This is a genomic window from Paenibacillus sp. J31R109 (assembly GCF_059692055.1).
In genome coordinates, this window is sequence record NZ_JCAUAR010000004.1 from 98,970 (window position 1) to 124,085 (window position 25,116).

A 25,116-nucleotide genomic window follows, 5' to 3' on the forward strand; every position below is an offset into this window, starting at 1 on the left:
GTTAAGTTCTTTTATAGCACTTTAAGAATTTGGGCTGGCAACTCTGCTTCTTCCACAACAAGAGGAATTTCTTTAGCAAGTTTAACCCTTAGTTCCTGCCTATTCAGCCAACAATTGTCGATCATCTGAATGAAGGAATCGGGTTCAATATCCGAGATATCCACAACATAGTCATCTAAGCCAAGCATCTCCATAATGCCTCGTGTTTTATGTTCATAATTGATAGCGACTGTGGGGATATGATTGGAGAGGGCAAAAATATTCGAATGCATTCTAGTCCCAACAAACATATCCATTTTAGAGTATAAATACTTTAATTCCCTGGGGTGAAAATCAAAAGCCAATAACTCAGCATGTCGAGTGTCCATTCCTTCTAGCACTTCTCTGCTGATGATTCTATCATCGTTAAAGGCATTAGGCCCAAGCACTTGAGGCATTAACAATACCTTTCCCTTGTACACTTGATGAATATGTTGAATCGCATATCGGATACTTCCAATATACTTAGCCCTATAAGCTTGCACATCTTTCACCTCTGGAAAATTCCAATCCCTAACTGTAAACCCGATAATGGGACCATCGTGTGATTCCTTGATTTCCTCCATCATGCTATCTATCCTTGGAGAAATAACTTCCTGCATGGAGAAAGCGGAATCAGGCACTAATACCACATTTTCGTTCCTACACCCGATTTTCTCAAGCCATCGTTTGGAAACAGCTTCTCTTAGAAAGATATGATCAACCTGATCGAGAATCTCCTTCGCCAACTTTTGCATATAGGTGTTATAAAAAGGGCCAATGGATTGCGAATAAATAACAACTGGCTTGCCGTAGTTAAAAGCGGTTTTAATCTGAACCAAATGTTGCATAAGCGCAACACTAAATCTGTGCGAGAGTAAGAATCCCCCTCCACAACTGACCACCACATCCGCCCATTCATAATCTTGTGATTTTATTTTTCTTAGATTCTTTAAATAAGGCAGCAGCCTCAGGACTGATCCGATCTTTTCTATTTTTGATGTATCGGGATCAATCGAAACATTATCCACGCAAGAGTAAACTTGTTCTTCATAAAATTCATTGTCAATCTCAGGGAATCTACTATGAATTCTAATGCTGCAATCGATATTGTGTTTTTTTATCGCATCAATCATCGAAAGCACAATGCCTGCATCTCCTTTATTCTTAGAGGAATGGGCATTAATAATTAAAATATTCATCCTAGCTTCATCTCCTTTTTCCTACGAAAGATTAGCTTTTTCATGAAGAGGATAAGGTCATCTTCTTTCATGACAAGTAATAGAGCAATAAAAGTGAAGTAGGCTAACAGCGTGTATAAACTTAAACCAAATACTGAGTAATATCTATTCACTACGATTAAGCTTCCGAATAAAGGAACCAACTTTAGTAAATAGATGACTAAGCCGCATCCACACATGGCGACACTTAGTTTCATTACTTTTCTTATAAACTCTTTCGACCATATGGAGGCTTGTTTCCTTTTGAGTAAAATAGCCGTCATAACAGCTGTGAGGATAAATGAAATGCTTGCTGATAATCCGATCCCCATAACCCCCATGCTTTTTACAAAGATATAACTAAGAACAATATTTACCAATGTGCCAGTAATCATCACATACGTCGGTGTTTTCGTATCTCCGAAACTATAGAAAGCTCTCAATGTGACCTCCCTGAACCCAATTGCAATAATCCCTATGGAATAAGCCCAGAAAATAGTCGAAGTCATGGCTGTGGCTTGTGCATCGAAGCTTCCTCTTTCTAAAAGTGTTTGGACAATGACATGACTAAAAGACATAAAAATAACGGTTAACGGCATAAGCAGGATGAACAGTGCAAATAAACTATTTTGGGTAAGGGTGCTCACTTTCTTATAATCTTCGTTATGCGAAAGCCGCGATAGTTCGGGAAATGTTAGAGTAATGACGGGTGTAATACAGATGCCTGTCGCGATCCCCCTTAAGTTAAAGGCATAGGACAGTGCAGCAATGGCCCCCTCTGAAATGCCTGAAGCCAATACCCGGTCCACGACAGAGTTAAACTGCGTGAAGCCAGAACTAATCATGATCGGGTACAGCAACAGCAAGAATTTCTTAGAGTTTGAACTCCAAGGCTCTACATATCTAGCAACTTTATATTGATGACCCTTCAACAGTATGAAAAGTATGACAAGTTGTATAACATAAGCAACCAGTGTTGTAACAGCGACACCCACAATACCGTACTTATCTGCAAATAACCAAAGATAGGTAATAATTATGAGGTTATTGGGAAGGATGCTAGCTGCTGAGGCCATATAATCATGGAATGTATTTAACATTAAGGTATAGATCTGAATGGCTATGACAATAAATACGAGAGGAAATAAGATTCTCACGAGCGTTACGGCCATGACTTCCGCTTCGTCTGTTAAGCCAGGGGCAAGTAGATGAATAAAATGGTGTGTAAAAACGATTACCAACGTATAAGCCACAATAAAAATCGCCAAAAACAGGAATAACACATTGTTTGTAAATAAATTCGATTTTCTTTTATCAGAAGCGAAAGTAACAAAGAGGGGAAGAAATACGCTGCTAAGTGTGAAGGAGAAAGTAATGGCTAACATAGTTGGCGTCAACGCAATGTAATAGGCATCCGCCAGTGAAGAAGTCCCATAGTTTTTGGCTATCAATATTTCTCTTGAAAATCCGAGTAGCTTACTTATGATTGTGATTAAAAATAAGACTAACCCTGTTTTAAACAGGACTCGAGTCATAGGCATACTTCCTTTTAGCATAGAGTTGTACACTTGTATGACTACTTAGTAGGTGATCTCCTTTTTCAACTTGAGAAGCCGCCATTCCCATGACTGCAAATATAAAAATATACTGTGGAGAGCCATTAAATATTTGTTCGCCTAATGATTCAACCAAGCTCTGAATGATGATAAACAACGAGAAGAGAAGAAATACTCTTCCATTCTTGCTAACTTTCGTATCATGTAATTTGATATAAATACCTCTCATGACATAGAGAAAGAAAGATAGAAATAGAATGGATCCGAGAATACCAACCTCGCCAATAATCGATGGCCAGTAGGTATCGGTTGCCCACTTCGGATCATCAGGGCTCAAACCGTATACGCTTTGTAAACCATATTCATAATAAACAGGACTATAGTCCACTCGAGCCATCCAACTCCCAAATCTCCCGAATCCCTCACCTAGCGGAAATTCATGAAGACCAATTGTAAAACCCGTGTGATACAAAGCCTTACGAGCGGAGTCCATATAATCTACCGATATGTATCGATCAATGGTTAGCATGGTGAGATTGTAAATCATGTCTCCAAAAAACAAAAAGATAAGGATGCCTACACACGCAAGTGCTGCCGTGTATAAACGCTTCTTCATGGCAACCAAAGTTAGGATAACGGCTATCGCCAGCAACACCTTAAATCGCAGTGAAAGAAAAGCAAGTGCAAAAAAAACAATCGTAAGGATGAGTGATTTCTTTTTCTTTTGGATGAGATAATGCGATAAATAGTACAAACCTACAAAAACCATAAACCAACCATAGGTACCTGGATGAATAAAAAAGGATTGCACACTGACTAAATTGGATCTCGCATCTACTAGACTATTCGTGTGTAGGAAACCTCGAAACTGCTCGTGAAACAAGAGATCAACAACCGCAAAAACAGCAGCCATACTACCAAGCACCTTCAAAAACCGTATCAAATGCTGACTATTATTGTCGTTACTCGTTAGATTCTTAAAAATAAAAAATAATAAAAAACCTTTAATCGTTAATAATGCACCTGCGAATGTCGTACCTACAGGCACTTGATTAATCGCACTAGACAACAGCCCGAAAAACAAAACGCCTATCGTGATTAGCGATAAAATCAACGTACTTTTTTTAATTTTAAAATTAGATGTAACGATCATGATGCTCAAGCTTCCTATAATGAATAATTCATCCATGTATGAGAAATACTTGCCTAACGTGCTGTTCATATGGATGGTTACTAGATCCTGGGCAAACATGAATAAGAAAAAACACAAGATACATCTCATCGTTAGACTCATTATGAATCATTCCTTTTAGATGCTATTTGTCATTTCACAATAAGTCGTTGATACATGTGTGATAACTCTTTCATCAGAATATTGATATCAAATTGATTATGAATCAATGTCCTGTTCTTCTCTCCCATAGTTACAATCTTGTTCTGGTCATTAATCAGCATTTCCAATGATTGGGTTAGCCCTTCAATATCACCTGGTTCAATGAGATAACCATTTTCCCCATGTTGAATAACCTCAGGTATTCCCCCAACGTAAGTGGAGATAACCGGCAATGAATAATTCATAGCTTCTAAAATGGCCATTGGCAACCCTTCATTGTAGGAGGGCAGGACTAACATATCAACGTTGCGCAGCAATTCTTCCTTTTCATTTACGTTAATCCAACCTAGTACCTCTACCCTATCTTCAATTTGATATTCATGTATGAGCTGTTTCACTTCAGCAATTTCCCCATCACCAGCTAGCAGAAACTTACAAGCAACACCTTTTTCCCTCAAGTTTTTAATAGCTAGCAGCAGATCATACGTTCCTTTGCGCTCACCTAATCTCCCCAGAAAAAGACAAGTGGTTGTCGTATGAGTCCGATGAATCAGCTCCTCCATTTTAAAAACCCCATTATAGAGAATCTCTATCTTCTGCATAGGAACAATTGTTGAGAAATAATTTTTCCATTCTTGCGATAAAACCACTACTAAATCAACATGATTTAGTATGAACTGACAATACCTCTTTTGAAACCTATTGTGATTATAAAAATCATCGAAGCTTGCTGCATGTATATGCAGGATAATAGGTACTCTGACTAGTTTCCCAATCATCACCAGAATGGATTTTCTGTAAAAGCTTCCACCATTGGACATGTGAATGTGTATGAGATCTGGCCTATGCCATAACAACTGATAGAGGTAGCGAAACAGCCCTATGATGAAAATGTATAATCGAGCCGTGACGCTCCCGGTAACGTAAGTTTCCACTCTAGTAAGCTCGTAGCTTTCCGTGAGATTCGATTGCTCAATATTTCTAATGACCGTAACGATGCCACCCATATCCTTTAACGATGAACCTACAACAAGTATCTTCGATTTCATCTGGCTCCCTCTATTCTAAGGTTTGAATATAAGCCTTAATTGCGTAAAGGAGGTTGGATTCCTCTTGTATGTATGTGGTAAAGTGCACATGATTGATCTTCGAAATAAGTAATCTTAATTGATCCACATCTTCTGCAACCCGAATATATCCTTTCTCCTGAAAAGCAGATGAAATTTCGGATTGATGATCATCTACGTGTTCGCCCAATACTCGCTTTCTAGGCATCACGATTACTTTTTTTTCATATTTAAGCGCATTGAGAATAGAACCGATTCCACCATGCGTAATGCATACGTCGCATTCTCTCGTTAATTGGTCAATATCTTCAAGTTTGTAAAAGTCGGAATACGTATAATGTCTAGGTTTATAATCCGAATAACCAATCTGAGCGATAACGGAATCTGTCAGTACGCCTTCTTCTACTAATTGATCTACGGCACGTAATAATCGATTGAATTGAAACCTCTGGGTACCTACGGTGATTAGGATCAATATAAGCTCCCCCTGTACGTCCCATCCGGATAAACTTCTCTTAATTGCTCCCATTGAATATAAAATTGATCTGCTATTTTATAAATTAGCTTTCCAGTGACACTCGCTGTATACACTTTAGCAAAGCTTTCAATATATACAATTTTCGATCCGAACAGTTTTCCTAATAAACAGAGTCCAAGTACAGCCCCTGCTCCGGTAGTTATAATGACTCTTGGCCTCTCTTTAACTAAGATATACAGGGACATAAACAAATTAAGGAGCAAATGAAGGATTAGAAAGAGATTTTTTCTTTCTTGCTGCGCTAGGAAATAAACCCTTTCTTCGTATTTCAACGTGCGACTCATCTCACTTTGCTCTGTAATAATAAAGTAATTATGCTCATCAACTGCTGGAATGATCTTCTTCAATTCCCCCAAATGTCCGCCAGTAGAACTAGCTAAACAAATCTTCATCTAAGCTCTCTCCTTTATGAGATAACTGGGAAACGCAAGGTATACCCAGTTATCCTCATTCAAATGGACGAATTCAGACTTCAATCAATACGCATTTTTGGAGCCGAGTAAGGCGCTAAATGTTCTCAGAATAATTTTTAGTTCAAATGAAATGCTTCGCTCACGAATATATGTCAGATCCAATTCCACCATTTCCTCAAATCCAATTTCGTTCCGACCACTAACTTGCCATAACCCTGTACACCCAGGAGTAACCTGTAACCGTTGCTTATGGTAGGAACTGTATTGCTCAACCTCGCGAAGTAGTGGCGGTCTGGGGCCTACTAAACTCATTTCCCCTTTCAACACATTCCATAATTGTGGCAGTTCATCCATACTGGTTTTTCGCATGAATTTGCCAACTTTGGTAATACGGGGGTCTTCTTTCATTTTAAACATATGGCCTTCGATTTCATTCTGATCGAGTAGATCCGCAAGAAGTTCTTCTGCATTCGATACCATCGATCTCAACTTATACATATTGAATACTTTTTCATTTTTACCTACGCGCTGCTGATAAAAGAATATGTGTCCCTTTGGATCTTCGATCTTCATACGTATAGCCAGCACAATGAACAAGGGCAAGCAACAAAGCAGTCCAAAACATGCACCTAGAATATCCAATACTCGTTTAGCAATTAAATAGTAAACCATTGAACTATCTGCGTTTTTCCACTTTGTCCTAGGATAGTATTGGTTTGCCTCGATCACCGATGAATCGTTGGATAATTTAGACATTCGCTTCCCTCCTAACCAATCGCACGAGGTGACTTTTCACGTTTCAGCACTTCATTGAGCGCTTGTAGTAGTGGCATTCTAAGCTCATTATTCCGAAGGGCGAAATCTAACGAAGTGAGAATAAACCCGAGCTTTTCACCCACATCATACCTAATCCCATTAAAATGATAGGCATACACATTCTGTATCTCATTCAGTTTCGAAATGGCATCCGTCAGTTGGATCTCTCCTCCTGCACCACGTTCCTGAAGGTCGAGAAATTCAAATATTTCCGGCGTAAGAATATATCGTCCCATAATAGCCAGTTTGGAAGGTGCTGTCCCTGGTTGTGGTTTCTCCACAAGATTGCGAACTTGATACAACTTTCCATTCCTATTCACAGGATCAATGATGCCATAGCGTTTGGTTTCTTCCTCAGAAACAGGCTGCACGCCTATTACGGAACATTGCGTTCGTTCATATTGATTCATCAGTTGTTTTAAGCAAGGTACGTCTGCCGTTACGATATCATCACCTAGCAACACAGCGAATGGTTCGTTACCAATAAAGCGACGTGCACACCAAACAGCATGACCGAGTCCTTTCGCTTCCTTCTGACGAATATAATGAATGTCTACTTTGGCGGGCCTCAGAATTTCCTCAAGAAGCTCCATCTTCCCTTTCTCCGCTAAGCTGTATTCTAATTCAAACGCATTGTCGAAATGATCTTCGATGGCACGCTTTCCTTTGCCCGTTACAATAATAATGTCTTCAATACCTGATTCAATAGCTTCTTCAACGATGTATTGAATGGTCGGCTTATCAACAATGGGCAGCATTTCTTTCGGCATCGCTTTCGTTGCGGGTAAAAATCGGGTTCCTAAACCAGCTGCAGGAATAATTGCTTTCCTTACGGTTCTCTCCATTCAATACTCCTCCTAATGCTTTTCTCTCTATTTAGCGTCTTTGGAATCTAATTATTCCTTATTTCCATAATAGTAGTAATACGCTGCATCACTTTTCCTTTGACGCTTATTGTTGAGAACAACGCCTAGAATCTTCGCTTGAACGCGTTCCAAGTTATGAACAGCCTTCCTAGCCATATCTCGTTTTACTTTCCCATCGCAAATGACCATGACGACGCCATCGCATTTTGTTGCCAAAATTTGTGCATCAGCAACAGCTAGTGTAGGGGGCGAATCAATAATAACAACATCAAATTTGGCTGCCACTTCTTCTAATAAAGCAGTCATCTTCTGCGACATGAGCAATTCAGATGGATTCGGAGGAATTGGACCTGAAGTCATCAAGAATAGATTCTCAATCGACGTTTCACTGATGAACTCATCGAATGGGGTTCGGTTTACTAGTGCGCTGGTCAAACCATACCGATTCGACATACCGAAATAATGATGAATGGTAGGCTTTCGTAAATCCGCATCAACCATCAGTACCTTCTTTCCCTCTTGTGCGTAGGCAACGGCTAAGTTAGCAGCTGTCGTTGATTTGCCTTCACCAGGCTGTGCTGATGTAACTAAGATGGTCTTCAAGACGCGATCAATCGATGAGAACTGAATGTTTGTTCTTAAGGTCCGATACGATTCAGACACTTGTGATTTCGGATGCAATTCCGTAATGAGCTGATGCTTATTGATTAGCGTTCGCATAGACCGTATCACCTACCTTTCTATGTGATTTAGAAAGTGCTTTGTTTTGCATATCTTCTGGTTTTACTTTAGAAATGGTAGCGAGTGTAGGTAAACCAAGATATTGTTCAATGTCGGTTTCCGACTGAATAGAATCGTCCAGATAATTCAAGAGAAATACGAGGCTAATAGCCATCATTAGTGACACTACGAAAGCAATCGCCACATTCATGATCATATTCGGTGAAACAGGACCTTGATTATCCTCAGGCTTTGCTTCGCTTAAAATGACAACATTATCTACCTTCATAATGGAAGGAATCGTATTCTTGAATACGTCGGAGACAGCATTTACTGTCTTAGCTGCGTTCTCAGCGGAAATACTTCTAATGGATATGGTCATCACTTGCGTATCCACGGTTGAGCTAACCAGTATCATCTCCTTGAGCTCAGCACTTGTTAAACCAAGATCAGGAAACTTCGTAACAACACTGTCCAGTATGGCAGGGGTTAAAATAATTTCCTTATACGTCTTAATCAACAATGCATTTGTCCGTATGGAATCGTAATCGAGATTATCTCTGCCTTGGATATCCGTCGATTTATTGACGATAATCTTAGAACTCGCTTCGTAAAGAGGAGCAATCACATAGTAGCTTACAAGCCCAGTAACTACACTTGCCAGAAGCACAATGCTTGCAATTAACCCTATCTTTTTTTGAACAATGGTCAAATAATGTCTGAGTTCGATTTCCATAGTGACCCCCAATCGTTAATGTACTGTTAGAAACCACCATTTCTGTTTGTACGGATAGTTCTCCGGCACAATCCTTTCATTCTGTATGACACATGCTGCGTTCATTGAATACTGCTCCAGAGCTTTACGACCCTGAATCTTTTCTAAGTAAGAATAAGCTTCTGCCAAAGTACTCCTCCTACTGGCCAAATTATGTGCATCCGAGGCGATCAAATGAGCTAAATGCGATTGGCAAATATACATAGCGAACCTTTGTATTTTACGGCCAAATAGCCCCATGATGGACTGCGAGGTTGTTTGGCACAGACACCCCTGTTGCACGTAGTTGTAAAGCAAGCGAGGATTGCGCATAAAATCCAACTGTCTCTCTGGATGTGCCAGAATGACGGTTAGTCCTAGAACATGCAGTTCATACAGCATTTCATCAAAATAACTTGGAATCCCAGTTGAGGGTAGTTCGAGCAATAGGTATTGGCTGCGATTCAAGGTTTGAATTCGCCCTGCATCCAAATCAAGAAGCAGCTCCTTGGAGACTCTTACTTCTTGGCCTGGGAGGATTTGAACCGGAATTTGATGTTTCTCCAGTGCAGCGTTGAGCTCTTGTACCGCGGATTCAACGTCATTCGCTTTATTATCGTGTTTTCCATCACCATGGTGAGGGGTAGCCATAATTGTTGTAATGCCTTCGCTGGAGGCCTGTATAGCCATTTCAATAGCTTCTTCCAGACTTCCAGCGCCATCATCAAGACCAGGTAAAATGTGACAGTGCGTATCAATTAACATGAGACATCCATGCTTGTCGTATTCGCTAACTCCATTACATTGGCATAGCCACGTACAGCCTTGTCAAAATCATACTTAAATTGATGTTCCCAGAAACTTAAGGATTGGAGCACAGCTGCTCCTGTAAATAGATCTTCCTCCAGCCACTCGACGTCGTAGATATATCCATTTGCTAATAAGCTTTTTTCACGAAGAACCCCGCACAAGGATAACACTTCGCTATGTAGCTTAAATTGAAAGCGCCAAATCACATTTTCATTTATGGGTAGGCTTAAATAAGAACTAAAGCCCATTCGTGAAGGACTAATGTCAATCACTTTAAAAGGGGTATACTTAGAATCCAACATTTGTTTGTTAATTTGCTTAAGGTTCATCAGACCATAACAAGGATATTTCAAAAACAATTCAGATTCATCTGCAAATGTTGTAGTCATCTATTCCCCTCCTCCATGTTACATTTTGTATCACAATAGATTTGAGTATACACAGTGCTAACTTTCATATGCGATAAAGCGGTGTAAGTAAACGTTTATTTAGGGGTTTATTTGGATGCGGTGCGACGTGTGTTATCGCTTGTGATTGAGGGAGCAATGCCTTGATTTACTTGGAGGGTTTTCTTCGACTGGCTCTCTTTCCACAACAGAAACTGTTGCATATCCAGTCCCAAATGACTTAAAACATCGTTAATCTCAAGTGTTACTGGCTTTTCTTTGACCATAAAAGAACACCACTCCTGATCATGTTATGTTTTATGACATTTTTTCTTAATTATGACTAATAATTAGTTTCTCAAAGACTTGTATTACAGGCATGAAAATAACATCTTTTGTTTTCAAAGTTATGCCTTTAAATCCGTGTTTATGCTAAGAATCCTGCATGTTAGAGCTTATGAAATCTTGGAAGCGCACCCATGTCTGATAGAATCAGGCGATCTTGTAATAAGATATTTTTGTAAAAATCATAATATAATGTCAAAAACACTTCATGTCATGTTTATGATAGGTTCACCGTTCTCTGAGTAGCTTTATTCCTTTAGCAGCGTATTGCTAATTTCCTTCACCTTTACCATGTCCGGAATCCAGTAATACAAGTTTACATGCACGATAGGATCCATTTCATAACCGCTTCGACCTGGAATTTGCTTACTTGTAAAATCTTCTGCTGTCATTCCTTTAAATAACCAAGCTAAGCTAATCAGATCGTTATCCTCAAAGTTGGTATCCACGATATCCTTCTTCACCTTCGTTAGCAAACCCGCAATTTCTCCAATATTCTCTGGCTTTAAGATTTCTGTAGCTACTGTTTTCAATAGTTGTGTCTGCTCACTTTGCCTGCCGAAGTCCCCATCTGCAAAAGCATAGCGTTCTCTAGCTAAGCTTAAAGCTAATTTGCCATCAATATGTTGTACACCTTGAAGCAAGGTTACTTGAGAATGAAATAAATAAATATCCTTTGCAATTTCAACTTGGACACCGCCAATGGTATCAATAAAATCTTCAAAACCTTTAAAATTTGTTTTTATATAATAATTAATGGGCACATCCAGAAAGTTTGATACCGTCTGAAGGGCTTTCTTCGTCCCCTCCTCGTTGCCTCCCTTCATCTCACCAAGCAAGTGTGCATGGTTGATTTTGGTGTATCCAACACCTTCGATATAGACGCGACTGTCTCTAGGGATGGATATCATCATGATTTTACGTGTACTCGGAACAATGTGTAGAACCATAATAACATCAGACCTTGCGTATTCCTCACCTCTTGCATCTGTACCCAGGATAAGCACATTGAATGATTTCATCGGCTTTGGAGGTGCTTGCTGCGTAACTTGAGGCGTTGACTCCACAAATGCATTCGACTGAACAAACGCCGCTTCCCCCCTAACAGAAAGAGATGTCGATGGCTCACTTAATACCGGTACATCAATATGCTTAAAGTGATGAGCAGGCTCATATTTCCAATAAAGTCCTAATCCTCCCCCAATGAATCCAACAAAGAGAAAGCCTGCAGTGTAAACTACCCAACGACGCATGTAGTCACTCCCTTTAACTTATCTATTTATTCAGATACGTATTGTATCATCGCGATTATAGAAAAACAAGGAAGTTATTTATCCCCATAAAACACGAGAATATGACAAAATAATAAGCCACGCCTCTTATTTTACTTAAGAGAACGTGGCTTATTTGTGATTACACAACCATTTTAAGCCTCTCAAGTTGATCCCGCCTTATCTGTTCAAATCCAACTTGCAGCAGTCATACCTTCGATAAAGCTTGGAAAATAGATCGTTTGTACCGTATCACACTTGATACAGTGCGCCAAAGGAATTGTCGTATGATAGTAGCCTGTCTTAAAAATCTTCTTGGCCTCACACTTATCTACGATTGCGTTGCATTCGACACAAAATACTTTTTCAAAAATAATCATTTATAACCACCCCTTAATCTATGACTAATTGTCGTAACCTGTTACAATATGTATATAATATTCATTATATGATACATTTCGTAACTTATCAAGAGGTTTCAAGTTATTTCGAATACATTTTGTATCTAGTCAAATGATTCTTAGCTTTGATATAATTGTCTTCTGGTATATTTCGTTAATGATAGTGGATATAATAATTGAATGATTATGAACAGTGAGGACTGATCAAGCTGAAGTATGGAGATCGTATTGCACTCTTACGCGAAAAAAGAGGCCTAACCCAAGAGGATTTATCAATTAAAATAGGTATTTCTAGGGCATCACTGTCTCATTACGAGACGAATCGCCGCGAACCCGATTATGAGACTATTAATAAGATTGCTAACTTCTTCAATGTTTCTATTGACTATTTGCTTGGGCGTACTAATGCTCAACAAACTGTTTTAGATGCCGATGTGCGTGATTTTGTCGAAAATCTTGATTTAACAGATGAGGGTATTTTACAAAAGTTCTCATTAACTGTGGATGGCAAGCGACTATCCGCGGAGGAAGCAAGACGATTCATTGCTTTTGTTAGGGCTGAGCGTTCGTTAGAATAAGTACTAACTGGTTGCAACGCTCAGCCTTTGATTAATTGTTGACACCGATATACTTTAAAGTCACAGATGGTGCTGACTGATTAAATAAATCTCTAAGTACAGAGACATTTCTCGTTTTGAGGTAGTAATGATAGCCATAGGTCTTACGAAGGGTATGCGTGCCTATATCAGTTAAGCCTACTTGCTTTGCAGCTTGATTTAGAATCCGATACACACGTATTCTCTTAATAGGGTAGCCGGTGCGTTGAGAAGGAAATAAGAAATTGTCTTCATCCATATACTGGACATATTCCTTAATATAAGCCTTCAGCTGCGAAGAAAGCTGGAATGTCTTTACTTTCCCCGTTTTCTCCTCTTTTACGCTTACCACATTTCGATCCGTCACATCTTTCACTTTTAAATAGAGAATATCACTCAGATGAAGTCCTGAATTAATCCCAATTGTGAACAGAAGCCAGTCACGCACTGATTGCTCTTTCAACACTTCTTGAATCTGCTCAATCTTTTCCTGTTCTCTGATGGGTTGAACAACTTGCATGCATAGCACCTCACAATACCTTAATTAGTTTCATAGAATATGTTACGTTATGTATCTATCATTGGGGAAATATATCATTTTTTTGGCATACCACTCCCTTTACATCTATTATGTTACATATTGTATCATAAATTTAAGAAATGATCTATGCCTTTCACTGTTCTCAAACCCGAAAAATTAATGTATAATTCTTAATAAAGAACAATAATATGATACTACTATACTACTAAGAAAGGAGGTTGCGCCACCTATGTTCAAAAAAATGCTAAGAATACCTCTTATTGTTATCCTATTGACTACCATTCTATTTCCTGCATCAGCCTTTGCTTCAGGCTATGATAACGGAAATTCACAGAAGAATAGTCTACTTTCTCAATTCATGAATAATTTAAGTAAAATTTTCAATTCAAATACATATGGCAACACGAACAGCAATAATAACAACAACAACAACAACAACAACAACGACAAAGATAAAGACAAAGACAAGGACAAAGATAAGGGCAATCACAACAACAACAACAACAATAATAACAACAATCACAACAATAACAACAATAACAACAACAATAACAACAATAACAACAATAACGGCTGGGACGATTATGATTGGGAAGATTGTTGGGATGATTTCGATTATGAAGATATTGAATGTGAAGATTCCTATGATATCTGGAAGAAATGGTTCTGCTATTAATAGAAAACTCCGCTGCATCCAGTGTGCTGCGGAGTTTTTGCGTTTATATGGAATTCGTCTCGAGGACAAATACAGTAATCTCTGGTCGGCAATTAAATCGAATAGGCAATAAAGTCGTACCGATACCGCGATTAGTGTACACATGGAACTCAGTTCCATCGAAATTGTACAACCCCATTGAGTACTTCTGACCTAGATCTGGTGTGAACACACTGCCATAGAAAGGAATACGAATCTGTCCGCCGTGACTGTGGCCGGAAAGTTGTAAATCGATTGGGTGTTTCAAAGCCAAGTCAGCGAAATCAGGCTCATGTGCGAGCAAGAGGACGAATTCATCTTCCTCTATCCCTTGTAGCGCGAGTGGTAGATTAGGGGTACCATGGAACATCTCATCTACACCGACGATATGAATACTTTCATCCCCCCGACTGATTCGATGGTTTTCATTGACGAGTACTTTAAAACCAGATTGCTCCAGTACCTCTGTGATTCGTTCCGCATCCATTCGCAGATCATGATTACCTAGCACCGCAAATTTACCATGCGCCGCTTGAAGCTGCGATAGAATTGGAATCACGTCACTCGATATTTGGCCATGTCTGGAATCAAATAAATCGCCAGTAAACACAAGGATGTCAGGCTCTTGTCTCTGCAGCAGCTCTACCAATCTGGTTAATTGAGATAAGCCATAATATTTGCTAATATGTGTATCACTGAATTGTACGATTCGCATACCTGCGAACGAAGCTGGGTAACGCTTGTAGGATAGTTTGACCGTCGTTGTCTGGATCCAATTCGGCTCACCGAATATACCATATGCACCACCCAGTCCCGTTAACAACCCTAGTGAACCAACCGCCAATAGACTATGCTTGAGGAATGACCTGCGACTTAAGGGGGTATCGTCCATGCTGCGTCCGCCTCCCAACTAGGTCTAAAGACTTGTATCCATACATAATAATACATAATCCCCTTCACGACCTATGATACAGTTTGTATAATTTTAATGTTAACGGGATTGATTTCGGAGAAAAAACATGCGATAATACATATAACGATACAAAGCGTATCTTACACAGAAAGTTTTGGAGGGGTCGGTTGTGAACATGCTAAAACAAACGGATTTAGAAGAGTATGATGCTGAGTGGATCAATCTTATTATGAGCGCTCGTAAGATGGGACTTACCATGGATGATATCCGTGCCTTCTTAAGAAACCCTTTCCAACCCATGAAACCAACACAAAACACAAATGAAAATAATCCTTGTATGTCCCCATAAATTTAAATAGCAAGCTAACTATTCATCGTTAGGCCGTTTCATTCTCCATTTATTGAAATCCAAAAACTCCCGAAATTGCTGCTTATCTACGCCAGAAGTCATAGCTTCTTTAATAATGTCATACCATTCCTCATCCAACTCGCGCTCACCTACAACTAACTCTTCTTGATCATCAATAAGTCGGTCGACAGGCACTTTTAATACAGCTGCAATTTTCTCTAGAAACTGAATAGACGGATTCTTTTGGATGTCTCGCTCTAGGCTGCTAATATACGATTTGGCCACACCTGCCCGTTCAGCCAATTCTGTAAGGGACAGGCCCTTCTCTTTCCTTAATTGTTGTACACGTTTACCAATCATATGAGATCTTCCCTTTAAAATGTAGTAGTTACTTCTATTAGTATAACAGAATTCCTAGTAAAGAACAAATATTGTTCCTAATAAAGAACAACACTAGCCCCCTGAGGGGCTAGTGTTTGCTTTCTACCAGTAATAAGCTACTTAAGGTCTCATCATACACTCGTTATCTTGCCATTATGCCAGTTCATGAACTCTATCAATATTTTTAACTCATGGATCCGTTCTTTCTTGATTCCTGACTTTTTTAAGTCCGCAATAAAATCTAACCACTCCTGATCCAGCTGCTGATTGGTTTCCACTTCTACAGCAATCTTCAAAAGGATTTTCAGATCAACCTTAAGAACCAAAGCAATCTTCTCAATCACATGAATAGAAGGATTCTGCTTCAAATTCCTCTCAATATTGCTTAAATACGACTTGGAAATACCTGTTCGCTCCGAAAGTTCGGACAATGTATATCCCCTTTGCTTACGAATGCTCGATATATTGTGACCAATCATCGTTATCATCACTCCACAGTGACACTTTTGGCAAGATTTCTGGGCTTATCAATATCACAGCCCCGATATTTAGCTGCATAGTAAGAGATTAATTGTAACGGTATAACTGACACCAAGGGGGTAAGAAGCTTATGGACCGCAGGCAGCACAATCTGATCGCCTCTCTCCTCGGATCCTTCCATACTAATCATACAGACATTAGCTCCACGTGCCATCATTTCTTGCACATTGCTACGAACATTCGCTCGAATATGCGACTGGGTAATAAGTGCTACGGCTGGCGTCCCCTCCTCCACTAACGCAATTGTGCCATGCTTGAGCTCTCCCCCTGCAAACCCTTCAGCCTGAATGTAGGAAATCTCCTTGAGCTTTAACGCACCTTCCAAAGCAACATAATAATCTACCCCTCGACCGATAAAAAAACAATTCCGTGAGGAAGTGAGATATTTCCAAACGACCTCTTCCATCATCTCTTTCTTATTAATCATGATTTCCATTGCGTTTGCGGCAATACTCAGCTCATGAAAAGGATTCATGGACAGTCGTTCCCCGACTCCATTCTCTCTTACGCTATCGAAGGCAAGCAACGCTAACACAGCAATTTGTGCCGTGTAGGCTTTCGTCGAAGCTACAGCAATCTCTGGTCCTGCATGCGTGAGTAACGTATAATCCGCTTCACGGGATAATGTCGAGCCTGGTACGTTAGTTATCGTGACTGTAGGATACCCCATCTGTTTAATCGCAACCAATACACCTCGGCTATCTGCCGTCTCGCCGCTTTGTGAAATAAAGATAAACAGTGGATTCGCAGACAGAATAGGTCTGTTATATAGAAACTCACTGGCGATATGGGCTTCAACGGGAATATGTGCGATATTTTCGATCAGTTGCTTACCAACCAACCCTGCATGATAACTAGTCCCACAAGCTATGATATAAATGCGATCCGCCGTCTTCATACGTTCACGCAACTGCCGATCAATTCTTATTCCACCCTGGCTATCCTGATATTTAGATATCACTTTGCGAATAACCAATGGTTGTTCATCAATCTCCTTAAGCATATAGTGCGGGTATAACCCCTTCTCTATATCCCTGGCGTCCAATTTTACTTGAAAAGGTCTTCTTTGAACAGTTTCACCATGCAGATTTTTAATGATCTTGGTATGCTGGCGAAGAATAACCATCTCTTCATCCATCAATTCGACGAATTGATTCGTAAGCTGCAGCATCGCCATCGCATCACTCGCTATAACGTGGAAATCGCTTCCAAGACCAATGAGTAATGGGCTCTTATTTTTGCCAACATAAATCGTTTCCGTGTCATGACTATCTAATATAGCTACCGCGTAAGAACCTTTAATGGCTAGAAGTAACTGCCGAAAAGCCTCCTCAACAGATAATCCACTTTCCACGAGCAGCCCCATCTTCTGTACAATGACTTCCGTGTCTGTATCACTAGAGAACGGAATATGCGAAAGGGACTGCTCCTTCAGCTCTTGATAATTCTCAATTACACCATTGTGCACGACTGTAAATCTACCATTGTGACTTTGATGAGGATGCGCATTGCGCTTACTTGGTTTTCCATGCGTTGCCCACCTTGTGTGACCGATCCCAACCCGAGCGATTTGCTCCTGATCAATTGCTTCGCGAAGCGCTGCAATACGACCTTCCTCTTTATACAGATGTAGGCCACTCTCGTTTAGAATGGCAATACCGGAGGAATCATACCCCCGATATTCTAGCTTTTCTAATCCCTTAACCAATATTTCCTTCGCATCCTGACCGCCGATATATCCCACAATTCCGCACATTTGCATGACCTCCCCAATTTAAATTCTTAATAACGAACGACTAGTCAGTATTTAGGAATAACTGAATAGATTTGTCTATGTATTCATACGTTTGTACAGAAGGGAGGAATTCATGCCATGACTTCATTTTGGATAAACGTATGGAGACAGATAATACGTAGGTACCATCAATTCATGCATGACTACAACTATATCCTCTATCGCGACTGCCTCGACACTCAAATGAAACTAACTTTACTGCAGAAAATGATTCATCATCGTATGAAAATGGACCAAAGTTCATAAGCCAACTTTAGTTACGCACTGATACTCTTAGCTTTAACTATAGATTTCTGAATACATGTAATAACGCGCTCTTGCTCATCTTCCGACATACTTGAACCTGAAGGAAGGCATAAGCCTGATTGGAATAATCGCTCTGAAACATTGTCGTTCTCACTATGCGGATAATAGGCAATCCCTTCAAAAAGAGGCTGCATGTGCAGCGGCTTCCAAACGAGACGAGCCTCAATATTCTCTTCCGCTAGAAGTTCTATTAGTGTCTCCACGGATACGCCGGCTTCTTTTGCATCGACAGTCAACGCGGTCAACCAACGATTCGACCTTGTATTCGGTAACTCCGGCATAAATTGAATGCCTGGCAAATGGGCTAAAGCGTGATAATATCGTTCAAATACAACGCGTCTAGCAGCAACTCTTTCTTCTAAAACTGCGAGCTGGGCACGGCCAACTCCCGCTAATATATTACTCATTCGATAGTTGTAACCCATCTGACTATGTTGATAATGTAAGGCATAATCTCGTGCTTGTGTAGCTAGAAAGCGTGCTTTATTCAGCCCATCCCCATCATTTGAAACCAACATGCCTCCGCCTGAAGTAGAAATAATTTTATTCCCATTGAAGGAATAGACGCCATACTTTCCAAAAGAACCGCTTGCTCTTCCTTTATAGGTCGATCCTAAGGATTCTGCCGCGTCTTCAATAATGGGGACATGAAATAATTCACATAAGGCAACGATTTCATCCATTTTGGCACTTTGACCATATAGATTTACGACAATGATTGCTTTAGGCAATTTCCCATTACCCGCTGCTTCATACAATGCACGTTCTAATGCTTGTGGAGACATGTTCCATGTTTCTGGCTCTGAATCAATGAATACAGGCGTTGCTCCTAAATAAACAATTGGATTAGCGCTAGCAACAAACGTTAGACTTGAACAAAAGACAGTATCCCCTTCGGTAACATCCAATAGTCGCAATGCTAAATGAATAGCCGCTGTTCCCGAACTCACTGCTGCCGCATCAGCAAGGCCGACATAGCTTGCAATCTCTTTCTCGAAAGCATCAACATGAGGGCCAAGAGGAGCGATCCAATTTGTATCAAATGCGTCCTGGATATACGCCATTTCATTGCCACTCATATGTGGGGGAGAGAGATAGATTCTTTTTTTATTGGTGAACATGATATTTAAACACCCTTTTCCCTTAGAATAATAACAAAAAAGTGCTATTTAGCACGCTAAGAAAACATATGTTGGAGTATAGGTAATTCCATGAGACTTTTTAAATTATCAATTTTATAATGAGCCGAAAATTCCTCTTCTGCAGATAGGCCGGCATATATACCATCTTTACGATCAATTTGAATCGTTGTCCATCCAAGTTTCTTGGCTGCATAAAAATCTTTACTAACATTATCCCCTATGTACACACATTGACTATGTGGGACACCTAATTCCTGACTTGCTTGTTCGTAAGGAACCCGACTAGGCTTCCAATTTTCCCTACCTAATTTATCAGTAAGAATAACGGAGTGAAATTTTTTGTGGAGCTTAAGTGCTTCAACTTTCTTTTCCTGCGAAACTAAGTAACCATCTGAAATTAAACCAATTTTCACGGTTTCCCTCACCTTATTAAGGATCCAACTGGCATCCGTGGATAACTCAATATCTGGTTTATGAGAACGATAAACCTCTACCATCTCTTTAATCGTCGAATCATCATAAACGATCTTGAGCTTGAGTAATGTTTTATTAATAATTAAATTTCTTTCACCTGAATTAAATATCTCCATTGCTGTTGCATAAAAACCAAACAAATTATACGTATTGCTCAAATATTTATCAATCGATGCAAATCCGCTGCTCACATAATGTTTTTCATCATATAATGTATCATCCATATCGAATACCAAGGCATTACAGGTCATGTTGAATACTCTCCGTAAATATGGCATCATCATATCTAAGCATCGTCAAATTTTCTCTCCAAGAATAATCCCCTTCAGTAAATTTCTCTCCGTTGCACATTTGAAGAACCCACAATGGGAAATTCGCTCCTGCCTCTATAGAAAGTGGGATCCCCCCGCCAAAGCGAGGATTTATTTCTATAAAGGTAATCTCTCCATCATTCTTTTTAAAGCATTGTAAGGTAATACATCCCACTGGACCTGGTAATAAATTCACTACGCGTTGGACTGCAGCAATAATGTCATTATCTTTCTTCGTTACTCCTTTACTTACTTCTCCAGCTCTAGTTTCAATTCGCAATCTTGGAACGACAGTACGGATATTCCCGTTAAAATCGAGCATCACATCAACTGTATATTCAGTTCCAGAAACATATTCTTGAATCATGGCATTCGGAATGTAATCCTTAAAAAACAGTAATTCTTTTTCATTATTAATTTTGGTAACGCCAACGCTCGAACTTCCATCGAGAGGCTTTACTAATAACGGAAATTGATATTGTTTATTAGTAATTTCATCTTCAGTGAAAACTTTAGGCGTTGAAATATTTCTCTCTTGAAAAAATTGATATGTTTTTATTTTATCGCCTGCCAGTTCGTTCAGTTCTTTACTTGAGACAAGTAACTTAACACCAATCTCTTCAAACCCTTTTTGATTTTCCGATAACACCATTAATTCTGTATCTATTAGAGGAATAATAATATCGATTTTTTCTTCTCGACAAATTTCTTTTAATCTCCCCATATAGTTAGGATCGGTAACTCTCGGTACAATATAATGCTTATCACTAATAAAAGCGGTAGGTGCCGTAAGCCTCAAATCAGCCGTAATTATGTTTCCATTAACACCAAATTGAACGAACGTCTTCTTAAATTGTTGCAATAAGGATAGTCTTCTACCCGAGCTCGTAAACAAAATATTCATCTTACTGTTTAACATTTTTCATGCTCCCTTCAAATATTGGCATTGTTGCATGTTTGCCGTTTTGAATTCCTTCTGATCTCAGTACTTTGCTAAAAGTTAAAACTAATATTTTTAAATCAAGGAGAAAGCTTCGATTTTCGACGTACCATACATCTAGATTAAATTTTTCTTCCCAAGAGATCGCATTTCTACCATTTACCTGCGCCCAACCTGTAATTCCAGGTCTAACATTATGCCTCTTGGCTTGTTCTACAGTGTATAATGGCAGATACTCTTCTAAAAGTGGTCGAGGTCCCACTAAACTCAAATCACCTTTTATCACATTAATTAATTGAAGTAATTCATCTAAACTATATTTTCGAAGGAACTCACCGAAAGGCGTTAATCGAATCGAATCTGGTAATGGTCTTCCATCCATGTCTATGGCATCTGTCATTGTACGAAACTTTAATATTTGAATAGGTTTGATATGTAATCCTGGCCTCGTCTGTTTAAAAATAATTGGCGATCCCAACTTCACTCTCACTAGGATGGCAACAACTCCGATAATCGGAAGAAACAATATAAGCATAGTTACAGCAACAAATAAATCAAATAAACGCTTCATAGAATCTTCTCCTACATCACAATGAGTCTTGGATTTTCGAATTCAATCGAAGTGTTCGACAGTTCCTGATAACCATTCGGATTATTTGACTGCCAACGCCACGCATCGAGGCACATCTCTTCTATTCCTTTTTCAGCAACCCATCCTAATTCCCGCTCGGCTTTCGTTGGATCCGAATAACAAATCCCTATATCGCCTGGTCTTCGTTCTTTTATCTTATATGGCACGAACTTACCCGTAACACGTTCAAAAGCAGAAACCATTTCGAGTACACTATAACCGTGACCAGTCCCTAGGTTATAAGCTTCCACGCCTGAGTCTGCCATTATCTTCTTTAACGCTTTTAAATGTCCACGAGCCAGATCTTCAACATGGATATAATCCCTTACTCCTGTACCATCCATAGTTAAATAATCACTTCCATAAACACTAAGTTCTTGTAGTCTCCCAACAGCTACTTGAGAAATGTAAGGCATTAGATTATTTGGCACACCGTTTGGATCTTCACCAATTCGCCCGCTTTTGTGTGCTCCAATAGGGTTAAAATACCTCAGGAGCGCAATACTCCAACTATTATCAGAGACATATAAATCATTTAATATTTCTTCAATGATGAGTTTACTGCGTCCATAAGGGTTGGTCGCACTTAATGGGGAGTTCTCCGTAATTGGAGTAAGTTCAGACATTCCATAGACGGTTGCAGAAGAACTGAATACCATGCTCTTTATCCCATATTTCTTCATCACTTCACATAATATAATGGTTCCGCCAATGTTATTATGATAATAAAAAAGAGGAATCTCAACGGATTCCCCTACTGCTTTAAGCCCTGCAAAATGAATAACGGCTTCAATATTATTTTGTTCAAACACGGTTTCGAGTTTTTCCTTTTGTAATAAATCCACTTGATAAAATTTGATTGTCTTCCCAGTGAGCTCACTTACTCTTTTTAATGATTCAATGCTGCTATTGCTTAAATTATCAACAACAATTACCTCATGTCCTGCATTTAATAGTTCCAAGCAGGTATGACTGCCGATATAACCGGCGCCTCCGGTTACGAGAATGGCCATCTAGGTATTCCCTCCCACTTAATACTTAGAATTTTAGAAAATCACTTTTGTAAATAATATTTAAGGTCACGACATTCTCATAGTAAAAGTAGACTAAATAGAAGCAGATGACTGTATAATAGACAAATTTCTGATGTTTTTTAGCAAATAAGCATATTACCCATGACATAAGAAGTACGTTGTATAAGCCAAAATAGATTGTAAACCTAGCGAAAATCCAATTTTGTGTAGCAACTGCCATGACTATAAAATTCAATATAGACATGTTAACGACAAAATCACTTTGTGGAAATACCTCTCTAAGCTTATCTCTGCCTAAATAAGCGAATACTAGCGGCACCGCACTAATTACAACTCTAATGACATTAGCTCCGCCCTCTTGGAAATTCTGGTACTCACCGTATTGTGTACTTGAAATAGCAGAGAATATGACATTCGAAATCACGTTATACCCTAGAATTAAGATGATAGAAGCTACGATGAGTACAAGCGTGGAAGACGTCCAGGCTCTTCTTCGGACAATGAAGTAAATTGGAATTAATATCATCGCGCTGCCATGAAAAAGAGAGGCAAAGCCAACGATAAGAAAATATTTCTTCCAGCTTCCTTCAAATAGATATTTTGTAGCAATGAATACAATTGCTGAAGCTAGAAATTGCCTAACACCATTCATCGATACAATATAGAGACCTGATGTTATGTAGATATAGACGGATAATTCAAACAGGTTAGAATACTTGTATAAGACGTATACAATAAATACATTAGTAACTAAGGCTGTAATAAAAATTAATAATTGCGGATTATCTGATATTGACTTCAATATCATTTGTAAGATGCCAAAGCCAATATCTTTCTCAGCTTTAACTTCTTCCCAGGTAAAGCTATTCAACCTATAAGAGTGGATATAAAAAACGGTATCGCCGATGTTATTACGAAGTCCTGCAATCAGTACAAATGTTACCATTACTAAAGCGGTCAACCATTGATTAGGCTTCATCCATTGCAAACCATAACCAATTGAGATTGGTTTGGCTGTACGTCTGGAAAAATAAGATGCAATATAAACAATAGCTAGATTAATCCATAATATTTGCATAAGAAGTTCCTTCCAATTACAACTTTGTCATCTATGTATCTCCATATGCAACATCGGGCTGTTTTCTTCTCAGTTGCCTTTTATGATACAAGTTCATGAGACTGTTCGGAATGAGGCTAGCGATGATCGGCTTTAATACAAATAAATAACTCATTAATGGCAACTTTAATTGTCGACAAGCTTTATAAACTAATATTGCTGCATCTAGCGAATAAGTAAGTCGGCGACGGCTTAATGCATTGCCATCTTCACGTACCTTATAAAGTGCTTCTTGTATGTTGTATCCACTATATCCCTTTTCAAAAAATCTTAGCCATAGATCCAAATCTTCCATACGTCGTGTTTGCCGACAAACTCGATATCCATCAAGGGCTCTATACACGTCTGCTCTCATCATGATAGTAGCGTGACAGAAAGGAGTCATTTTAATAAGAATATTAGGTTGTGGTTCAGGCTCAGGCATTCTTAGTCCCCTTATGCCCTTTTCATCAAATGCTAGCATACCAGTTCCAACGACATGCCATTGTGGGTTAAGTTCTAGAAAATTAACCTGTTTCTCAAATCTGTCTGGCAACGAAATATCATCCCCATCCATTCTGGCGACATATTTACCCGTCACGTACCTCAAACAATGATTCAGTGTTCCTGCCAGTCTCATATTCTGTTTATTTTGAATTAACTTGATTTTCCCTGGGTGCTTTAGAGCATATGAATTTGCTATTTGATAGGTATTATCCGTCGATGCATCATCACACATAATTAACTTCCAATTTTCATACGATTGCGAAAGAATAGAATCAATACTTTGAGTTAGCGTATCTTCGCAATTATATATACCCATAATAACTGAAACTTCAGGTTTCACTGCATCCATCTC

At 39.2% G+C, this 25,116-nt stretch carries 29 protein-coding genes; 3 read left to right on the forward strand and 26 right to left on the reverse strand.

Going from position 1 to position 25,116, the window contains the following annotated elements:
* Nucleotides 1-11 precede the first annotated feature (11 nt).
* The 14 genes from AC58QT_RS13415 to AC58QT_RS13480 all read right to left on the reverse strand — a co-directional run bounded on the left by AC58QT_RS13415 (nucleotide 12) and on the right by AC58QT_RS13480 (nucleotide 12,095).
* A complete protein-coding gene (locus AC58QT_RS13415; RefSeq protein ID WP_497409402.1) occupies nucleotides 12-1,220 on the reverse strand; it encodes a polysaccharide pyruvyl transferase family protein in 1,209 nt (402 codons plus the stop codon).
* Nucleotides 1,217-2,773, reverse strand: a complete 1,557-nt coding sequence (gene murJ, locus AC58QT_RS13420; RefSeq protein ID WP_497409403.1) for a murein biosynthesis integral membrane protein MurJ — start codon at nucleotides 2,771-2,773, stop codon at nucleotides 1,217-1,219. The genes AC58QT_RS13415 and murJ overlap by 4 nt, the downstream gene beginning before the upstream one ends.
* Nucleotides 2,754-3,947, reverse strand: a complete 1,194-nt coding sequence (locus AC58QT_RS13425) for an O-antigen ligase family protein (protein WP_497409404.1) — start codon at nucleotides 3,945-3,947, stop codon at nucleotides 2,754-2,756. The genes murJ and AC58QT_RS13425 overlap by 20 nt, the downstream gene beginning before the upstream one ends.
* Nucleotides 3,948-4,117: 170 nt before the next feature.
* Nucleotides 4,118-5,176: a glycosyltransferase family 4 protein gene (locus AC58QT_RS13430; RefSeq protein ID WP_497409405.1), complete on the reverse strand. Its 1,059-nt coding sequence runs from the start codon at nucleotides 5,174-5,176 to the stop codon at nucleotides 4,118-4,120.
* Nucleotides 5,177-5,186: 10 nt separating this feature from the next.
* On the reverse strand, nucleotides 5,187-5,669 hold the full coding sequence (pssE, locus tag AC58QT_RS13435; RefSeq protein ID WP_497409406.1) for a PssE/Cps14G family polysaccharide biosynthesis glycosyltransferase: 483 nt from the start codon (nucleotides 5,667-5,669) through the stop codon (nucleotides 5,187-5,189).
* A complete protein-coding gene (gene pssD / locus AC58QT_RS13440) occupies nucleotides 5,666-6,124 on the reverse strand; it encodes a PssD/Cps14F family polysaccharide biosynthesis glycosyltransferase (RefSeq protein ID WP_497409407.1) in 459 nt (152 codons plus the stop codon). Before pssD ends, pssE begins: the two co-directional genes overlap by 4 nt.
* A gap of 84 nt (nucleotides 6,125-6,208) precedes the next feature.
* A complete protein-coding gene (locus AC58QT_RS13445) occupies nucleotides 6,209-6,901 on the reverse strand; it encodes a sugar transferase (RefSeq protein WP_497409408.1) in 693 nt (230 codons plus the stop codon).
* Nucleotides 6,902-6,912: 11 nt separating this feature from the next.
* Nucleotides 6,913-7,806, reverse strand: a complete 894-nt coding sequence (galU, locus tag AC58QT_RS13450) for a UTP--glucose-1-phosphate uridylyltransferase GalU (RefSeq protein ID WP_497409409.1) — start codon at nucleotides 7,804-7,806, stop codon at nucleotides 6,913-6,915.
* Between the two features lie 51 nt (nucleotides 7,807-7,857).
* Nucleotides 7,858-8,547 carry a CpsD/CapB family tyrosine-protein kinase gene (locus AC58QT_RS13455; protein ID WP_497409410.1) on the reverse strand — a complete coding sequence of 230 codons (690 nt, stop codon included), beginning with the start codon at nucleotides 8,545-8,547 and terminating at the stop codon, nucleotides 7,858-7,860.
* Nucleotides 8,528-9,283 (reverse strand): YveK family protein, encoded by a 756-nt coding sequence (locus AC58QT_RS13460; protein ID WP_497409411.1) that lies wholly within the window; start codon nucleotides 9,281-9,283, stop codon nucleotides 8,528-8,530. The genes AC58QT_RS13455 and AC58QT_RS13460 overlap by 20 nt, the downstream gene beginning before the upstream one ends.
* Before the next feature lie 15 nt (nucleotides 9,284-9,298).
* A complete protein-coding gene (locus AC58QT_RS13465) occupies nucleotides 9,299-10,066 on the reverse strand; it encodes a tyrosine-protein phosphatase (RefSeq protein ID WP_497409412.1) in 768 nt (255 codons plus the stop codon).
* Nucleotides 10,060-10,500: a hypothetical protein gene (locus tag AC58QT_RS13470; protein WP_497409413.1), complete on the reverse strand. Its 441-nt coding sequence runs from the start codon at nucleotides 10,498-10,500 to the stop codon at nucleotides 10,060-10,062. Before AC58QT_RS13470 ends, AC58QT_RS13465 begins: the two co-directional genes overlap by 7 nt.
* A 107-nt stretch (nucleotides 10,501-10,607) precedes the next feature.
* Nucleotides 10,608-10,784, reverse strand: a complete 177-nt coding sequence (locus AC58QT_RS13475; RefSeq protein WP_497409414.1) for a hypothetical protein — start codon at nucleotides 10,782-10,784, stop codon at nucleotides 10,608-10,610.
* A 306-nt stretch (nucleotides 10,785-11,090) separates the two neighbouring features.
* Nucleotides 11,091-12,095 carry an LCP family protein gene (locus AC58QT_RS13480; protein WP_497409415.1) on the reverse strand — a complete coding sequence of 335 codons (1,005 nt, stop codon included), beginning with the start codon at nucleotides 12,093-12,095 and terminating at the stop codon, nucleotides 11,091-11,093.
* 628 nt (nucleotides 12,096-12,723) lie between these two features.
* Between AC58QT_RS13480 and AC58QT_RS13485 the strand changes: the two genes are divergently transcribed.
* On the forward strand, nucleotides 12,724-13,092 hold the full coding sequence (locus tag AC58QT_RS13485) for a helix-turn-helix domain-containing protein (protein WP_497409718.1): 369 nt from the start codon (nucleotides 12,724-12,726) through the stop codon (nucleotides 13,090-13,092).
* A gap of 31 nt (nucleotides 13,093-13,123) precedes the next feature.
* Here the strand turns inward: AC58QT_RS13485 and AC58QT_RS13490 are convergent, their stop codons facing one another.
* Nucleotides 13,124-13,630, reverse strand: coding sequence for a tyrosine-type recombinase/integrase (locus AC58QT_RS13490; protein WP_497409416.1), 507 nt, complete (start codon nucleotides 13,628-13,630; stop codon nucleotides 13,124-13,126).
* Nucleotides 13,631-13,880: 250 nt separating this feature from the next.
* Between AC58QT_RS13490 and AC58QT_RS13495 the strand changes: the two genes are divergently transcribed.
* Entirely contained in the window at nucleotides 13,881-14,327 is a 447-nt protein-coding gene (locus tag AC58QT_RS13495) for a hypothetical protein (protein ID WP_497409417.1), read from the forward strand.
* A 43-nt stretch (nucleotides 14,328-14,370) separates the two neighbouring features.
* Here the strand turns inward: AC58QT_RS13495 and AC58QT_RS13500 are convergent, their stop codons facing one another.
* Complete coding sequence (locus AC58QT_RS13500) at nucleotides 14,371-15,237, reverse strand: metallophosphoesterase (RefSeq protein ID WP_497409418.1); 867 nt, start codon at nucleotides 15,235-15,237, stop codon at nucleotides 14,371-14,373.
* A 196-nt stretch (nucleotides 15,238-15,433) separates the two neighbouring features.
* Between AC58QT_RS13500 and AC58QT_RS13505 the strand changes: the two genes are divergently transcribed.
* Entirely contained in the window at nucleotides 15,434-15,607 is a 174-nt protein-coding gene (locus AC58QT_RS13505) for an anti-repressor SinI family protein (RefSeq protein ID WP_497409719.1), read from the forward strand.
* An 18-nt stretch (nucleotides 15,608-15,625) separates the two neighbouring features.
* Here AC58QT_RS13505 and AC58QT_RS13510 read toward each other — a convergent pair whose 3' ends face one another.
* The 10 genes from AC58QT_RS13510 to AC58QT_RS13555 all read right to left on the reverse strand — a co-directional run bounded on the left by AC58QT_RS13510 (nucleotide 15,626) and on the right by AC58QT_RS13555 (nucleotide 25,113).
* Nucleotides 15,626-15,967 carry a helix-turn-helix domain-containing protein gene (locus AC58QT_RS13510; protein WP_497409419.1) on the reverse strand — a complete coding sequence of 114 codons (342 nt, stop codon included), beginning with the start codon at nucleotides 15,965-15,967 and terminating at the stop codon, nucleotides 15,626-15,628.
* Nucleotides 15,968-16,119: 152 nt separating this feature from the next.
* Nucleotides 16,120-16,467, reverse strand: coding sequence for a helix-turn-helix domain-containing protein (locus tag AC58QT_RS13515; RefSeq protein ID WP_497409420.1), 348 nt, complete (start codon nucleotides 16,465-16,467; stop codon nucleotides 16,120-16,122).
* Between the two features lie 8 nt (nucleotides 16,468-16,475).
* Complete coding sequence (gene glmS / locus AC58QT_RS13520) at nucleotides 16,476-18,284, reverse strand: glutamine--fructose-6-phosphate transaminase (isomerizing) (protein WP_497409421.1); 1,809 nt, start codon at nucleotides 18,282-18,284, stop codon at nucleotides 16,476-16,478.
* 296 nt (nucleotides 18,285-18,580) lie between these two features.
* Nucleotides 18,581-19,750 carry a DegT/DnrJ/EryC1/StrS family aminotransferase gene (locus AC58QT_RS13525; protein WP_497409422.1) on the reverse strand — a complete coding sequence of 390 codons (1,170 nt, stop codon included), beginning with the start codon at nucleotides 19,748-19,750 and terminating at the stop codon, nucleotides 18,581-18,583.
* Nucleotides 19,751-19,806: 56 nt separating this feature from the next.
* Nucleotides 19,807-20,496: an HAD family hydrolase gene (locus AC58QT_RS13530; RefSeq protein ID WP_497409423.1), complete on the reverse strand. Its 690-nt coding sequence runs from the start codon at nucleotides 20,494-20,496 to the stop codon at nucleotides 19,807-19,809.
* A complete protein-coding gene (locus AC58QT_RS13535) occupies nucleotides 20,486-21,475 on the reverse strand; it encodes an ATP-grasp domain-containing protein (RefSeq protein ID WP_497409424.1) in 990 nt (329 codons plus the stop codon). Before AC58QT_RS13535 ends, AC58QT_RS13530 begins: the two co-directional genes overlap by 11 nt.
* Nucleotides 21,462-22,067: a sugar transferase gene (locus AC58QT_RS13540; protein ID WP_497409425.1), complete on the reverse strand. Its 606-nt coding sequence runs from the start codon at nucleotides 22,065-22,067 to the stop codon at nucleotides 21,462-21,464. Before AC58QT_RS13540 ends, AC58QT_RS13535 begins: the two co-directional genes overlap by 14 nt.
* An 11-nt stretch (nucleotides 22,068-22,078) precedes the next feature.
* Nucleotides 22,079-23,140: a UDP-glucose 4-epimerase GalE gene (galE, locus tag AC58QT_RS13545; RefSeq protein WP_497409426.1), complete on the reverse strand. Its 1,062-nt coding sequence runs from the start codon at nucleotides 23,138-23,140 to the stop codon at nucleotides 22,079-22,081.
* 25 nt (nucleotides 23,141-23,165) lie between these two features.
* Nucleotides 23,166-24,239 (reverse strand): EpsG family protein, encoded by a 1,074-nt coding sequence (locus AC58QT_RS13550; protein WP_497409427.1) that lies wholly within the window; start codon nucleotides 24,237-24,239, stop codon nucleotides 23,166-23,168.
* Between the two features lie 31 nt (nucleotides 24,240-24,270).
* Nucleotides 24,271-25,113, reverse strand: a complete 843-nt coding sequence (locus AC58QT_RS13555; RefSeq protein ID WP_497409428.1) for a glycosyltransferase — start codon at nucleotides 25,111-25,113, stop codon at nucleotides 24,271-24,273.
* Between the last annotated feature and the right edge of the window lie 3 nt (nucleotides 25,114-25,116).

Excerpts from the sequence above, each read along its gene's own strand:
- AC58QT_RS13495 (WP_497409417.1), top strand. The coding sequence starts at position 13,881 with ATGTTCAAAAAAATGCTAAGAATACCTCTTATTGTTATCCTATTGACT.
- AC58QT_RS13535 (WP_497409424.1), bottom strand. The coding sequence starts at position 21,475 with ATGTTAAACAGTAAGATGAATATTTTGTTTACGAGCTCGGGTAGAAGA.
- AC58QT_RS13500 (WP_497409418.1), bottom strand. The coding sequence starts at position 15,237 with ATGGACGATACCCCCTTAAGTCGCAGGTCATTCCTCAAGCATAGTCTA.
- AC58QT_RS13480 (WP_497409415.1), bottom strand. The coding sequence starts at position 12,095 with ATGCGTCGTTGGGTAGTTTACACTGCAGGCTTTCTCTTTGTTGGATTC.
- pssD (WP_497409407.1), bottom strand. The coding sequence starts at position 6,124 with ATGAAGATTTGTTTAGCTAGTTCTACTGGCGGACATTTGGGGGAATTG.
- galE (WP_497409426.1), bottom strand. The coding sequence starts at position 23,140 with ATGGCCATTCTCGTAACCGGAGGCGCCGGTTATATCGGCAGTCATACC.
- AC58QT_RS13530 (WP_497409423.1), bottom strand. The coding sequence starts at position 20,496 with ATGACCTGTAATGCCTTGGTATTCGATATGGATGATACATTATATGAT.
- AC58QT_RS13415 (WP_497409402.1), bottom strand. The coding sequence starts at position 1,220 with ATGAATATTTTAATTATTAATGCCCATTCCTCTAAGAATAAAGGAGAT.
- galU (WP_497409409.1), bottom strand. The coding sequence starts at position 7,806 with ATGGAGAGAACCGTAAGGAAAGCAATTATTCCTGCAGCTGGTTTAGGA.
- AC58QT_RS13445 (WP_497409408.1), bottom strand. The coding sequence starts at position 6,901 with ATGTCTAAATTATCCAACGATTCATCGGTGATCGAGGCAAACCAATAC.
- AC58QT_RS13525 (WP_497409422.1), bottom strand. The coding sequence starts at position 19,750 with ATGTTCACCAATAAAAAAAGAATCTATCTCTCTCCCCCACATATGAGT.
- AC58QT_RS13455 (WP_497409410.1), bottom strand. The coding sequence starts at position 8,547 with ATGCGAACGCTAATCAATAAGCATCAGCTCATTACGGAATTGCATCCG.
- AC58QT_RS13460 (WP_497409411.1), bottom strand. The coding sequence starts at position 9,283 with ATGGAAATCGAACTCAGACATTATTTGACCATTGTTCAAAAAAAGATA.
- AC58QT_RS13505 (WP_497409719.1), top strand. The coding sequence starts at position 15,434 with ATGCTAAAACAAACGGATTTAGAAGAGTATGATGCTGAGTGGATCAAT.
- glmS (WP_497409421.1), bottom strand. The coding sequence starts at position 18,284 with ATGTGCGGAATTGTGGGATATATCGGCGGTCAGGATGCGAAGGAAATA.
- AC58QT_RS13430 (WP_497409405.1), bottom strand. The coding sequence starts at position 5,176 with ATGAAATCGAAGATACTTGTTGTAGGTTCATCGTTAAAGGATATGGGT.
- AC58QT_RS13490 (WP_497409416.1), bottom strand. The coding sequence starts at position 13,630 with ATGCAAGTTGTTCAACCCATCAGAGAACAGGAAAAGATTGAGCAGATT.
- murJ (WP_497409403.1), bottom strand. The coding sequence starts at position 2,773 with ATGACTCGAGTCCTGTTTAAAACAGGGTTAGTCTTATTTTTAATCACA.
- AC58QT_RS13475 (WP_497409414.1), bottom strand. The coding sequence starts at position 10,784 with ATGGTCAAAGAAAAGCCAGTAACACTTGAGATTAACGATGTTTTAAGT.
- AC58QT_RS13510 (WP_497409419.1), bottom strand. The coding sequence starts at position 15,967 with ATGATTGGTAAACGTGTACAACAATTAAGGAAAGAGAAGGGCCTGTCC.
- AC58QT_RS13540 (WP_497409425.1), bottom strand. The coding sequence starts at position 22,067 with ATGAAGCGTTTATTTGATTTATTTGTTGCTGTAACTATGCTTATATTG.
- AC58QT_RS13515 (WP_497409420.1), bottom strand. The coding sequence starts at position 16,467 with ATGATTGGTCACAATATATCGAGCATTCGTAAGCAAAGGGGATATACA.
- AC58QT_RS13470 (WP_497409413.1), bottom strand. The coding sequence starts at position 10,500 with ATGACTACAACATTTGCAGATGAATCTGAATTGTTTTTGAAATATCCT.
- AC58QT_RS13425 (WP_497409404.1), bottom strand. The coding sequence starts at position 3,947 with ATGATCGTTACATCTAATTTTAAAATTAAAAAAAGTACGTTGATTTTA.
- AC58QT_RS13550 (WP_497409427.1), bottom strand. The coding sequence starts at position 24,239 with ATGCAAATATTATGGATTAATCTAGCTATTGTTTATATTGCATCTTAT.
- AC58QT_RS13555 (WP_497409428.1), bottom strand. The coding sequence starts at position 25,113 with ATGGATGCAGTGAAACCTGAAGTTTCAGTTATTATGGGTATATATAAT.
- AC58QT_RS13465 (WP_497409412.1), bottom strand. The coding sequence starts at position 10,066 with ATGTTAATTGATACGCACTGTCACATTTTACCTGGTCTTGATGATGGC.